The organism is Pseudonocardia sp. ICBG162 (assembly GCF_020496225.1).
Taxonomy (GTDB): Bacteria; Actinomycetota; Actinomycetes; order Mycobacteriales; family Pseudonocardiaceae; genus Pseudonocardia; species Pseudonocardia alni.
In genome coordinates this window covers 1-12,695 of sequence record NZ_JAHLJD010000016.1, presented here as the reverse complement: position 1 = coordinate 12,695, position 12,695 = coordinate 1, and the positions used below count along the sequence as shown (strand labels likewise).

The 12,695-nt window shown below is 73.7% G+C and carries 11 protein-coding genes and 1 pseudogene; 7 read left to right on the top strand and 5 right to left on the bottom strand.

The features are described 5' to 3' along the window. The first annotated feature begins 190 nt into the window (after positions 1-190). The 3 genes and pseudogenes from KPL60_RS13975 (at position 191) to KPL60_RS13965 (ending at position 2,625) form a co-directional block, all read left to right on the top strand. Positions 191-1,098 (top strand): annotated as a pseudogene (locus KPL60_RS13975) (2-hydroxyacid dehydrogenase). Positions 1,099-1,123: 25 nt separating this feature from the next. After that, positions 1,124-1,726 (top strand): DoxX family membrane protein, encoded by a 603-nt coding sequence (locus KPL60_RS13970; protein ID WP_226350205.1) that lies wholly within the window; start codon positions 1,124-1,126, stop codon positions 1,724-1,726. After that, entirely contained in the window at positions 1,723-2,625 is a 903-nt protein-coding gene (locus KPL60_RS13965) for a phosphotransferase (RefSeq protein ID WP_226350206.1), read from the top strand. The genes KPL60_RS13970 and KPL60_RS13965 overlap by 4 nt, the downstream gene beginning before the upstream one ends. Positions 2,626-2,632: 7 nt before the next feature. Here KPL60_RS13965 and KPL60_RS13960 read toward each other — a convergent pair whose 3' ends face one another. Together KPL60_RS13960 and KPL60_RS13955 are read right to left on the bottom strand one after the other, a co-directional pair. Next, entirely contained in the window at positions 2,633-4,015 is a 1,383-nt protein-coding gene (locus KPL60_RS13960; protein ID WP_226350207.1) for an NAD-dependent succinate-semialdehyde dehydrogenase, read from the bottom strand. A 90-nt stretch (positions 4,016-4,105) separates the two neighbouring features. After that, positions 4,106-4,936 (bottom strand): hypothetical protein, encoded by an 831-nt coding sequence (locus KPL60_RS13955; RefSeq protein WP_226364478.1) that lies wholly within the window; start codon positions 4,934-4,936, stop codon positions 4,106-4,108. A 62-nt stretch (positions 4,937-4,998) separates the two neighbouring features. Here KPL60_RS13955 and KPL60_RS13950 point away from each other — a divergent pair, with 62 nt between their 5' ends. After that, positions 4,999-5,640 (top strand): VC0807 family protein, encoded by a 642-nt coding sequence (locus KPL60_RS13950; protein ID WP_226364477.1) that lies wholly within the window; start codon positions 4,999-5,001, stop codon positions 5,638-5,640. A 21-nt stretch (positions 5,641-5,661) separates the two neighbouring features. Here the strand turns inward: KPL60_RS13950 and KPL60_RS13945 are convergent, their stop codons facing one another. The 3 genes from KPL60_RS13945 to KPL60_RS34660 all read right to left on the bottom strand — a co-directional run bounded on the left by KPL60_RS13945 (position 5,662) and on the right by KPL60_RS34660 (position 9,205). Beyond that, positions 5,662-6,660, bottom strand: coding sequence for an aldo/keto reductase (locus tag KPL60_RS13945; protein WP_226364476.1), 999 nt, complete (start codon positions 6,658-6,660; stop codon positions 5,662-5,664). A 68-nt stretch (positions 6,661-6,728) separates the two neighbouring features. Next, on the bottom strand, positions 6,729-8,570 hold the full coding sequence (gene ilvD / locus KPL60_RS13940; protein ID WP_226364475.1) for a dihydroxy-acid dehydratase: 1,842 nt from the start codon (positions 8,568-8,570) through the stop codon (positions 6,729-6,731). Positions 8,571-8,740: 170 nt separating this feature from the next. Then, positions 8,741-9,205, bottom strand: coding sequence for a PH domain-containing protein (locus KPL60_RS34660; protein WP_226364474.1), 465 nt, complete (start codon positions 9,203-9,205; stop codon positions 8,741-8,743). 362 nt (positions 9,206-9,567) lie between these two features. On the opposite strand from KPL60_RS34660, the gene KPL60_RS13930 reads away from it, so the two are divergent. From KPL60_RS13930 to ilvC, 3 genes are all read left to right on the top strand, one after another. Then, entirely contained in the window at positions 9,568-11,511 is a 1,944-nt protein-coding gene (locus tag KPL60_RS13930) for an acetolactate synthase large subunit (RefSeq protein ID WP_226364473.1), read from the top strand. Then, positions 11,508-12,017, top strand: coding sequence for an acetolactate synthase small subunit (gene ilvN, locus KPL60_RS13925; RefSeq protein ID WP_062397155.1), 510 nt, complete (start codon positions 11,508-11,510; stop codon positions 12,015-12,017). Before KPL60_RS13930 ends, ilvN begins: the two co-directional genes overlap by 4 nt. A gap of 44 nt (positions 12,018-12,061) precedes the next feature. Next, the coding region (gene ilvC, locus KPL60_RS13920; protein ID WP_226366099.1) for a ketol-acid reductoisomerase at positions 12,062-12,695 on the top strand (634 nt) is incomplete at its 3' end.

Here is a 12,695-nt window from a genome sequence, read left to right as displayed (position 1 = left end):
CCGCCGAGCTCGCCCTCGCCCTCGGCCTGCGGGCGCCAGTCGCGGGAGCCCGCGTCGGGGAAGGTGGCGCAGCCGCTCAGCAGCACGACGAGCGTCGCGACGATCAGCAGCAGCCGGGCGGTCACGAGGAACCAGGCTAGGCCCCGCGAGGTGAGTGCCCGGTGAGTACGGTCGGGCGTCATGAGCAGCCCTGACCGTCCTGGTGCCGCACACCGTCGGAGCCGAGATCCTGTCCGGTGTGGACGGCCTGGATCCGGTCGTCTACGACCCGGAGAAGCCGCTGCCCGACGAGGCCGCCCACGCCCGCGTGCTGGTCGCGCCGTTCCTGGCGGGCTCCGACGCGGTCGGGATCATCGAGCAGGTCCCGAACCTGGAGCTGGTGCAGCTGCTCACCGCGGGCGCCGAGACGTGGATCGGGCGGCTGCCCGAGGGCGTCGGCCTCTCCGACGGGCGCGGCGCGCACGGCGGGGCCACCGCCGAGTGGGTGGTGTCGGTGCTGCTGGCCGTCTACCGGCACCTGGACCGATTCGTGCGTGCCCAGGACCGCGGCGAGTGGGACTACCACCAGACCGAGGAGCTGGCCGGCAAGAAGATCCTCATCGTCGGCGCGGGCGACGTCGGGCAGAAGACCCGGCCCGTCTGGAGCCCTTCGAGGTGGAGACCGCGCTGGTCGGGCGCACCGCCCGCGACGGCGTCCACGGCTGGGACGAGCTGCCCGCGCTGCTGCCGCACTACGACGCGACCGTGCTGATCGTCCCGCTCACCGACGAGACCCGCGGCATGGTCGACGCCGGCTTCCTGGCCGCCATGCCCGACGGGTCGCTGCTCGTCAACGGCGCGCGCGGGCCGGTGGTGGACACCGACGCGCTGGTCGCGGAGCTGACCTCGGGGCGGATCCGGGCCGCCGTCGACGTCACCGACCCCGAGCCGCTCCCCGCGGGCCACCCGCTGTGGTCGGCGCCCGGACTGCTGCTCACCCCGCACGTCGGCGGCAGCGTGCCGCTGGCGATGCGCCGCGCCTACGGCGTCGCGGCCGAGCAGCTCGCGGCGTTCGCCGCCGGTGACGCGCCGCCGAACCTCGTGACCGGCGCCTACTAGGCGCGCGCCGGTACTGTCGCCGACCATGAGCGGGCCCACGCAGCAGTACGACTGGGGCAACATCTCCGGCGACGAACCGGCGGAGAAGACCCGCCCGGAGCGCATGCCGGTCCCCGCCCACCTCTCCTCCGACATCGGGCTGCTCGTGCTGCGGCTGGTCGTCGGGGCGTCCTTCGCCGCGGCGGGGGCACGCAAGCTGTTCGGCGTCGCGGGCGGGATCGGCCTCGACGCCAGCGCGACCGCGCTCGCCGACGCCGGGTTCACGTCCTTCGCCGGCCCGCTGGCCTGGGTGCTCGCGGTCGGTCAGCTGGTCCTCGGCGTGCTGCTCGTGCTGGGGCTGCTGACGCCCTTCGCCGCGGCGGGCCTGCTCGCGACGAAGGTCGTCGCCGTGGTGGTGGCGCTGGTGCCGGCCCTGTCGGTGCCGCTGTTCGCCTCGGACGGCGCGAACTCCCTGGAGCTGGACCTGCTGCTCGGCGCCGGGGCCGCGGCGCTGGTGTTCGCCGGGGCCGGGCGGATCGCCCTCGACGCCGGGCGCACCTATCAGCGACGCCCGCTGCCGTGGTCGGTGCTGTCGCTGCTGGTCGCGGTCGCGGTGTCGCTGCTGGTCCTGTTCGTGCTGCGCCGGTGACCCCTGCCGACGACGCGTGGCTGCGCCCGCTCGCCCGGCGCCGCCGTCGCGACCTCGCGGTGCGGGCCCGGACCCCGCTGACCGGCGGGTACGCCTCCGGCGGGGCCGAGCGGATCGACCTCGACGACGGCACCGCGGTCGTCCTCAAGCACACCGGGGCGGTGGAGACGGCCGCGCTGCGCGCCGTCGCGGTGGTGAACGGGTCCGTCCGGCTGCCGCGGATGCTCGGCTCCGGCGACGGCTGGGTGCTGCTCGACCACGAGCCCGGCGCGCCGCTGCCGGCCGGGGCCCCGGTACCCGACGAGGTGTGGCGCACCCTCGCGCTGGTCCACGCGCACTGGCGGCGCAACCGGCCGCGCGGCGTCCCCGTCGTCGACGACGCCTGGTGGGCGCGGCTGTGCGGGCACGCCGCGGACCGGCTGACGGCGGCCGGGCACGACGCCGCGGCCGCGTCCGTCGTGGCCTGGGCCGGGGACGACCGCGCCCGCACCGCGCTGCGCGCCCTGCCCCGCACCCTGTGCCACGGCGACGCCCACCGCGGCAACGTCGTCGCCGGTCCGGCCGGTGCGGTGCTGCTGGACTGGGGCAATGCCCGCGTCGCGGTGGGGTCGCTCGACGTCGTGGTGCTGGCCGCGCCCCCGTCCGACGGCCCGGCCGACGCGCCGTCGTCGCCGGTGCCCGCGGTCTACCGGGACACCCTGCACACCGCGCTCGGCGCGCCGGACCCGCCCGCCATGGTCGCGGTGGAGACGGCGTGGGCGCGGGCGGCGGCGCACGTGCAGTTCCTGCCGTTCGCCGCCGACCACCAGGACCCCGACCGGGTCACCTCGATGGTCCGGGTCGCCGCCGCGGCCCTCGACGAGCTGGGCGACCTGCTCGCCACCGCCCGCCGCGGCTGATCCCGGCTCAGCCCTTCGGCTTGGCCGTGCGACGCAGCCGGGTGTTGACGAACTCGCCCATGCCCCAGCGGCCCAGCTCACGGCCGAAGCCGGAGCGCTTCACCCCGCCGAAGGGGAGCCCGGGCAGCGTCGTGCCGTGCTCGTTGACGTAGGCCATGCCCACCTCGAGCCGGTCGGCGATCTCCTGCGCGCGCTCGATGTCGCCGCTCCACACCGACCCGCTGAGCCCGTAGCTCACGTCGTTGGCCAGCGTGACCGCCTCGTCGACCGAGTCGACGCCGTAGACCACGGCGACCGGTCCGAAGATCTCCTCGGAGTAGGCGTCCATGTCCTTCGTGACGCCGGTCAGCACGGCCGGGCGGAGGAACGCGCCGTCGCCGTCGGGCACCTCGCCGCCGGTGTGCAGGGTGGCGCCCTGCTCGACGGCGCGGCGCACCTGCTCGGCGACGCCGTCGCGCGCCGCGACCGAGGACAGCGGGCCGAGCCGGGTGCCGGAGTCGGTCGGGTCGCCGTGCTCGGTGGCCTCGAACGTCGAGACCAGCACCGACACGAACTCCTCGACCTTGTCGGTCGGCACGATCATCCGCTTCGGGGAGTTGCAGGCCTGGCCGCCGTTCATCAGGCGGGCCCGGGCGGCGACCTTCGCGGTGCGGGCGACGTCGGCGTCGTCGAGGACGATGAACGCGTCCGACCCGCCCAGCTCCAGGACGGCCTTCTTCAGGTTGCGCCCCGCCGTCTCGGCGACCGAGGCACCGGCCCGCTCGCTGCCGGTCAGGGAGATCCCCTGGATCCGCGGGTCGGCGATCATGTCGGCGATCTGCTCGTTGGTCGCGTAGACGTTGACGTAGACGTCGGCCGGGACGCCCGCGGTGTGGAAGATCTCGTCCATCACCTCGGCCGAGGCGGCACAGATCGGGGCGTGCTTGAGGACGATCGTGTTCCCGACGACCAGGTTCGGCGCGACGAACCGCGCCACCTGGTAGTAGGGGAAGTTCCACGGCATGACCCCGACCAGCGGCCCGATCGGCTCGGTCTGTACCACCGACTCCTGCGCGCCCTGCGGGTCCAGGGTCTCCCTGCTCAGCAGGTCCGGGCCGTGCTCGGCGTACCAGCGGTAGATCGACGCGGCCAGTGCGACCTCGCCCGCTGCCTCCTTGACGGGCTTGCCCATCTCGGTCGCGATCAGCGCGGCCAGCTCGTCGCTGCGGGCCTCGTAGGCCTCGGCCACCCGGACCAGGATCCGTGCCCGGTCGGCGGCCGGGGTCGCGCGCCACCCGGGGTAGGCGTCGGTGACGCGGCCCAGGACGTCGGAGACCGCCGCGTCGTCGAGCTCGGGGAACGTCTTCTCGGTCTTCCCGGTGGCGGGGTTCGTGGTCACGTAGGCGGTCATGGTGCCCTTCCGTCGTGGGGTGGCGCGGGTCGCGCTCCTATCCGACGGATGTCCGCCGCGGGGGGACCGGCAAACATCGGGTCCGCCTCGTCACCCCACGCCTGCCGCCTCCAGCCGGGCCCGGACGTGGGCGTGTGCCGGTGGGACGCAGCGGTCCAGCACGCCGCGCAGCTCGTCGACCAGACGTGCGGCGGGCCAGTCCGGCGGCAGCAGGACCGTGGGCAGCGCCGGCGCCCGGACCAGGTCGACGAACACCGGGTTGGTCAGCTCGACGAGGCGGCGCAGGCACCCGGCACCGCCCCCGGGCGGCGACGCCGCGGCGGCGGCCAGGCGGTCGGCGTGACCGGCCAGGACGGCCGCGACCCCGTCGAGGTCCCACGCCCCGACCGCGACGCGGGCCGCCTCGGCGGTGTCCACCGCGAGCCCGGCCACGGTCACCCGGGCACCGGGCGGGGCGTCGGCCAGCACCTCGGCGAGCTCGGCGCCGCGGTCGGCCACCGCGATGAGCACGCCCGGCTGCAGCACCCCGTACCCGGCGAGCACGGCGGTGCGCCGCAGCCGGTCGCGGTAGGCCCGCTCCTGCTCCGGGACGGCGTGCAGCAGTGCCCGGAACGAGCCCGTCCACTCCGGGGGACGGGCGCCGAGGTCGTCGCCGAGGCGCCGGACCGCCGCCCCGAACGGGCCGTCGAGGCGCAGGTGCACGGCGCGCCCGTCGCGCCGGCCCGCGAGCTGGCCGTCCTCGCGCATCCGGGCCAGCAGCCGTCGCGCGGCGGGCTCGCGCATGCCGAGATCGCCCAGCAGCCCGACGAGCACGGCGGCGGGCAGCTCGTCACGACCGGCGACGCGCAGCAGCGACGCGACCACACCGCTCGTCGGGTTGCGCCTTGCCACGAGCGCGCCCAGCTCTACACCTCTGCTCACGGTCGTGAACCATTCCGTCCAGTTCGGGGGAACCGATGGTAGAGGCAGCGGGCCGGAACGGAATGGGGCAGGCACTGTCCTGGGCGCAGATGATCGTGCTGAGCATCGCGGTGCCCGTGGTGGTCTACGACGTCCTCACCGACCGCGGGGTCGGCCCGGTCCCCGCCCTGCTCGCCGGGAGCATCGGGCCGCTGCTCGACATCGGCATCACCTGGCTGCGCAGCCGCCGGATCGACGAGTTCGGCGTGCTCGTGCTGGTGTTCCTGGTGGTCGGCGCCGTGGTCGGGCTGGTGTTCTCCGACCCGCGGATCCTGCTGCTCAAGGAGTCCGCGACGACGGGCGTGCTCGGCCTGCTCCTGCTGGGCTCGCTGGTGCTGCTCCCGCGCCCGCTGATGTTCTGGTTCGGCCGTCGCTTCGCCACCGGCGGTGACCCGGCCCGGGTGGCCTGGTGGGACGGGCTCTGGCAGTACGCCGGCTTCCGCCGCACCCAGCGCGTGCTCACCGCGGTGTGGGGCGTGGTGCTGGTCGCCGAGGCGGTCGTGCGGATCGTGCTGACCTACCGGCTCCCGGTCGCGACGATGGTGGTGGTGAACGCCGTCGTCCCGCTCGCGGTGCTGGGCGTGCTGATCGGCTGGACCGTGCTGTACGCCCGGCGGGCGCAGGCCGCGGGACAGCGCCGCGCCGCGGCCGCCGCCTCCGGCTGAGACGACGGCCGGGCGCCCGGCTCAGCGGCCGACGTTGCGCTGCAGGTGCGCCGGGTAGCGCTCCCCGGCCACCGCCGACGACGGGGCGGCCGCCTCGATCTCGGCCAGCTCGTCCGCCGACAGCTCCAGCACGGCGGCCTCGACGTTCTGCTCCAGGTAGGTCCGCCGCTTGGTCCCCGGGATCGGCACGACGTGCTCCCCGCGGCTCTGCACCCAGGCCAGCGCGAGCTGCCCGGCGGTGACCCCGCGGCGCTGCGCGATGGCGGTGAGCGCCTCGACGATCGCGAGGTTCGCGGCCATGTTCTCGTCGGAGAAGCGGGGCAGACCGCGGCGCATGTCGCCCTCGCCGAGCTGGCCGGTCGAGGTGATCGCGCCGGTCAGGAAGCCGCGTCCGAGCGGGGAGAACGGCACGACGCCGATGCCCAGCTCGGCGCACGTCGGCGCGACCGACTCCTCGATGCCGCGCGTCCACAGCGACCACTCCGACTGCACCGCGGCGGGCGGGTGCACGGCGTGGGCGCGGCGGACGGTGTCCGCGCCGCACTCGGAGAGCCCGTAGTGGCGGATCTTCCCCTCCTCGATCAGCCCGGCGAGCGCGCCGACGGTCTCCTCGATCGGCGTGTCCGGGTCGACGCGGTGCTGGTAGTAGAGGTCGATGTGGTCGACGCCGAGGCGGCGCAGCGACTCCTCGGCGCACCGCCGCACGTAGGCCGGGTCGCCCTGCGCGCCCTGGTTGCCCGCGGCGTCGCGGACGATGCCGAACTTCGTCGCCAGGACCACGCGGTCGCGGCGGTCGGCGATCGCGGCGCCCACGAGCTCCTCGTTGGCGCCGTCGCCGTAGACGTTCGCGGTGTCGAGCAGGGTGACGCCCAGGTCCAGGGCGCGGTGGATCGTCGCGATCGACTCGGCGCGGTCGGAGGTGTCGCCGTAGGCCTGGCTCATGCCCATGCAGCCCAGGCCCTGGGCGGAGACGGTGAGGTCGCCGAGACGGCGGGTTCCGAGACGCATTCCGGTAGCCATGACAACCAACCTAGACGCGAACGGCCCCGGTCCGCAGGGCGCGGACCGGGGCCGTCGGGACGTGCTGATCAGGGGATGCGGCGGACCGCCCCGGTGTCGGCGCTGGTCGCCATGTGGGCGTAGGCGCGCAGGGCCTTCGACACGACGCGCTGCCGGTCGACGGGCTGCCACGGCCGCTCGGAGGACTCCATCTTGGCGCGCCGGTCGGCGAGCACCTCGGCGTCGACGAGCAGCTCCAGGGACCGGGCGCGGACGTCGAGCCGGACCCGGTCGCCGTTCTCCACCAGCCCGATCGTGCCGCCGGCGGCGGCCTCGGGGGAGACGTGGCCGACCGAGATGCCCGACGAGCCGCCGGAGAACCGGCCGTCGGTGATCAGGGCGCAGACCTTGCCCAGCCCGGCACCCTTGAGGAACGCGGTCGGGTGCAGCATCTCCTGCATGCCCGGCCCGCCCGAGGGGCCCTCGTAGCGGATGACCAGCACGTCGCCGGGCTTGATCTCCTTCTTGAGGATCGCCGAGACGGCGTCCTCCTGGCTCTCCAGCACCACGGCCGGGCCCTCGAACTCCCAGATGTCCTCGGGGATGCCCGCGGTCTTGATCACGGCGCCGTCGACCGAGAGGTTCCCGCGCAGCACGGCCAGGCCGCCGTCGGCGGAGTAGGCGTGCTCGAGGTCGCGGATGCACCCGCCCGCGGCGTCGGTGTCGAGGGAGGACCAGCGGTTCTCCGTCGAGAACGCCTGCGTGGTCCGGACCCCGCCCGGCGCGGCGTGGTAGAGCTCGACCGCGGTCTCCGACGGGGCCGACGACCGGATGTCCCACTCGGTGAGCCACTGCTCCAGCGTGGGGGAGTGCACGGTGTGCACCCCGGTGTTGAGCAGCCCGGCCCGCCACAGCTCGCCCAGCAGGGCGGGGATGCCACCGGCCCGGTGGACGTCCTCCATGTGGTAGTCCGAGTTCGGCGCGACCTTGCTCAGGCACGGCACGCGCCGGGAGATCGCGTCGATCGCGGCGAGGTCGAAGTCGATCTCGCCCTCCTGGGCGGCGGCCAGGATGTGCAGCACCGTGTTGGTGGAGCCGCCCATCGCGACGTCGAGCGCCATCGCGTTCTCGAACGCCTCGCGGGTGGCGATGTTGCGGGGCAGCGCGGACGCGTCGTCGTCGCGGTACCAGCGGGTCGCCAGGTCCATCACGGTGCGCCCGGCGTTCAGGAACAGCTCGCGGCGCGCGGCGTGCGTGGCCAGGGTGGAGCCGTTGCCCGGCAGCGAGAGCCCGAGCGCCTCGGTGAGGCAGTTCATCGAGTTCGCGGTGAACATCCCGGAGCAGGACCCGCAGGTCGGGCAGGCCGAGCGCTCGACCTCGGCCAGGCCGGCCTCGTCCACCTCGGACGACGCGGACGCCGAGATCGCGGTGATCAGGTCGGTGGGTGCCTGCGCGACCCCGCCGACGACGACCGCCTTGCCGGCCTCCATCGGACCGCCGGAGACGAACACGGTCGGGATGTTCAGCCGCATCGCGGCGTTCAGCATGCCCGGCGTGATCTTGTCGCAGTTGGAGATGCACACCAGGGCGTCGGCCGCGTGGCCGTTCACCATGTACTCGACCGCGTCGGCGATGATCTCGCGGCTGGGCAGGGAGTAGAGCATCCCGCCGTGGCCCATCGCGATGCCGTCGTCGACGGCGATCGTGTTGAACTCCTTGGCGACCCCGCCCGCCTCCTTGATCGCGCCCGCGACGAGGTCACCCATGTCCTTGAGGTGCACGTGGCCGGGCACGAACTGGGTGTAGGAGTTGGCGATCGCGACGATCGGCTTGCCGAAGTCGTCGTCGCCCATGCCGGTCGCGCGCCAGAGCGAACGCGCTCCGGCGGCGTTGCGACCGTGGGTGGTGACGCGGGAACGCAGGGCGGGCATCGGTCTTCTCCAGCCGGGTCTTCCGTGGTGGTTCGTGAGGGACCCCGGTGGGCGCGTCGCGGAGCGTGGGCACGAGCCGCCCGGGGGGTGCGGCGCGACGGCGGCGGGGCGGGTCGCGTCCCGCCGGCCGGCGGGCCGATCGCCCGCAACCGTACGCCCCGCGACGGGCGTCAGTGACCCTCGGCCGGATCCTCCGGGTCGGTCACCGCGGCCGGGTCGGCGAACCGGCCGCCGCTGGCGACCGAGAGCGCGGGCAGGTCGCGCGCGTGCACCGCGGGCAGGACGAGGGCGTCGTCCTCGCCCAGCACCGCGCTGACCCGCGAGCGCGAGCCGATCCGCAGACCGCGCACGTCGTCCCAGTCCACGGTGCGGGAGGAGAACGCGCCGCGGACGGTCAGCGTCTCCGGGTCCACGGTGGTGCGGACCCGCAGGATCCAGGCGATCGCCGCGGCCGGGGCCAGCAGCACGACCCAGAACCACGGCAGGCTGAACACCAGCGGCGTCGACCCGACGACCGCGACCAGGATGGCGAAGATGGTCAGCCGGCTCGGCTTGAACACCAGCGCGCGCGAGCCCACGCGGAGCTTGCGGCCCTCGTCGCGGACCCGGGGGGTCCACGCCAGCTCGCTGTCCACCTGCTGGGACGCCCCCGGGGCCGGCTGCGGGTCGGCGGAGGCGGGGTCGGGGGGGGACGGCGCGGTCGTCGGTGCTGCTCACGACCCCAGTGTGACAAATCCGGACCGTGACCCCACGGCCCGGACGGGTGGGGTCGTTTGACTCCGTCCGTGGGACGCGTGCTAGCGTCGATGCATGTTCGCCGTTCGAATTCTCGTACTTCTTGGGCGCGTCGTCGCCTGAGTTCGACCTTCTCGAACGACGACGCGCTCACCCTCGCAGCGCCCGGAGTGCCGGGCGGCGGGGGTTTTTTCATGTCCAGCTCCGAGTCCAGCCCATGTCCGGCATCTGATCGACACGATCTCCAGCGAGGCAGACCCAGATGACCACCGTCCCCGCCAAGCCCGGCTCGCCCGGCCCGAAGCCGGGCCCGCCGCCCGGCCGGTCCGCGGCCTCCGGCACGTCCCGCAGCGCGGCCCCGGCACCCGGTGAGACCACCGTGCCCGGCCCGCGCATCGTGGACGAGCCCATGACCGGCGCCCAGTCCCTGGTGCGTTCGCTCGAGGAGATCGGCTGCGAGGTCGTCTTCGGGCTGCCCGGCGGGACGATCCTGCCCGCGTACGACCCGCTCCTGGACTCGACGAAGGTGCGTCACATCCTCGTGCGCCACGAGCAGGGCGCCGGACACGCGGCGACCGGCTACGCGCAGGCCACCGGCCGGGTCGGGGTCTGCATGGCGACGTCCGGGCCGGGGGCCACGAACCTGGTCACCCCGATCGCGGACGCCCACATGGACTCGGTGCCGCTGGTGGCCATCACGGGTCAGCAGACCCGGCCGCTGATCGGCACCGACGCCTTCCAGGAGGCCGACATCACCGGCATCACCATGCCGGTGACCAAGCACAACATGCTGGTGACCGACGCGACGGAGATCCCGCGCGCGATCGCCGAGGCCTTCCACCTGGCGTCCACCGGCCGGCCCGGCCCGGTCCTGGTGGACATCCCGAAGGACGTGCTGCAGGAGCAGACCACGTTCTCCTGGCCCCCGGAGCTGCAGCTGCCCGGCTACCGGCCGACGACCCGGCCGCACGGCAAGCAGATCCGCGAGGCCGCCCGGCTCATCCGCGAGTCGGCCAAGCCGGTGCTCTACGTCGGCGGCGGTGTCCTCAAGGCCGAGGCCGCCGAGGAGCTCAGGGAGCTGGCCGAGCTGACCGGGGCGCCCGTCGTCACCACCCTGATGGCGCGCGGTGTGTTCCCCGACAGCCACCCGCTGCACCTGGGCATGCCCGGGATGCACGGCACCGTCGCCGCGGTCGCGGCGATGCAGCGGTCCGACCTGCTGGTCGCGCTCGGCTCCCGGTTCGACGACCGGGTCACCGGCAAGCTGGAGAGCTTCGCCCCCGGGGCGAAGATCATCCACGCCGACATCGACCCGGCCGAGATCTCCAAGAACCGGCGCGCCGACGTGCCGATCGTCGGGGACTGCAAGGAGGTCCTGGCCGACCTGGTCGAGGCCGTCCGTGCGGACCGCGCCGAGCACGGTGAGCCGGACCTGTCGGCCTGGTGGAAGCAGGTCGGCGGGCTGCGCGACCGCTACCCGCTCGGCTACGACGAGCCGACCGACGGCGCGCTCTCGCCGCAGTACGTGATCGAGCGGATCGGCGCGATCGCCGGGCCGGACGCGATCTACACCGCGGGCGTCGGCCAGCACCAGATGTGGGCCGCGCAGTTCGTCAAGTACGAGAAGCCGCGGACCTGGCTGAACTCCGGCGGGCTCGGGACCATGGGCTACGCGGTCCCGGCCGCGATGGGCGCCAAGGTCGGCGAGCCGGACGCCGTCGTCTGGTGCATCGACGGCGACGGCTGCTTCCAGATGACCAACCAGGAGCTCGCCACCTGCGCGATCGAGGGCATCCCGATCAAGGTCGCCGTCATCAACAACGGCAACCTCGGCATGGTCCGCCAGTGGCAGAACCTGTTCTACGGCGAGCGGTACTCCAACACCGACCTCAACACCCACAAGCTGCGCATCCCGGACTTCCCGATGCTCGCGCAGGCGATGGGCTGCGAGGGGCTGCGGGTCGAGTCCAAGGAGGACGTCGACCGGGTCATCCACCAGGCCATGGAGATCAACGACCGGCCGGTCGTCGTGGAGTTCGTCGTCGGTGCCGACGCCCAGGTGTGGCCGATGGTCGCCGCGGGCACGAGCAACGACGAGATCAACGTCCGGCGCGACATCCGGCCGGAGTTCGAGCACGACGAGCTGGCCGCGTCGGTCGACGCGGTCGCCGACGTCACCGAGCAGGCCCTGGAGGGCGAGAAGTGAGCGAGCTCCACACCCTCTCGGTCCTGGTCGAGGACAAGCCGGGTGTCCTGGCCCGGGTCTCCGGGCTGTTCTCGCGGCGCGGGTTCAACATCAACTCGCTCGCGGTCGGCCCGACCGAGCACCCCGACGTCTCCCGCATGACGATCGTCGTCGAGGTGGACGAGCTCCCGATGGAGCAGGTCACCAAGCAGCTCAACAAGCTGGTGCACGTCATCAAGATCGTCGAGCTGGAGCCGGACGCCTCGGTGCAGCGCGAGCTGCTGCTGGTCAAGGTCCGGGCCGACGCCACGGTGCGCAGCCAGGTCGTCGAGACCGTGCAGCTGTTCCGCGCCAAGGTCGTCGACGTCTCCCCGGAGGCGGTCACGGTCGAGGCCACCGGGTCGGCCGACAAGCTCAACGCGCTCCTGCGCATGCTGGAGCCCTACGGGATCCGCGAGATGGTGAAGTCCGGGATGGTGGCCGTCGGCCGCGGCCCCCGGTCCATCACCGCCGCGGCCGTCCGCTAGACAGTCGTCGCTACACAACCTCCGAGAGGAACCGTCCCAGAGCCATGAGTGTCAACATCTACTACGACGCCGACGCCGACCTGTCGATCATCCAGGGCCGCAAGGTCGCCGTGATCGGCTACGGCTCCCAGGGGCACGCGCACTCGCTGTCCCTGCGTGACTCCGGGGTCGAGGTGAAGATCGGTCTGCCCGAGGGCTCCAAGTCCCGGCAGAAGGCCGCCGACGAGGGCCTCGAGGTCGGCACGCCGGCCGAGGTCTCCGCCTGGGCCGACGTGATCATGGTCCTGGCGCCCGACACCAAGCAGCGCTTCATCTACACCCAGGACATCGAGCCGAACCTGAAGGACGGCGACGCGCTGTTCTTCGGCCACGGCTTCAACATCCGCTTCGAGCTGATCAAGCCCCCGGCGAACGTCGACGTGGCCATGGTCGCGCCGAAGGGCCCGGGCCACCTGGTCCGCCGCCAGTTCGTCGACGGCAAGGGCGTCCCCGCCCTGATCGCCGTCGAGCAGGACGCCTCGGGCAACGCCAAGGCGCTCGCGCTCTCCTACGCGGCCGGGATCGGCGGCGCCCGCGCGGGCGTCATCGAGACCACCTTCAAGGAGGAGACCGAGACCGACCTGTTCGGTGAGCAGGCCGTCCTCTGCGGCGGCGCCGCCGCGTTGGTCCAGACCGGCT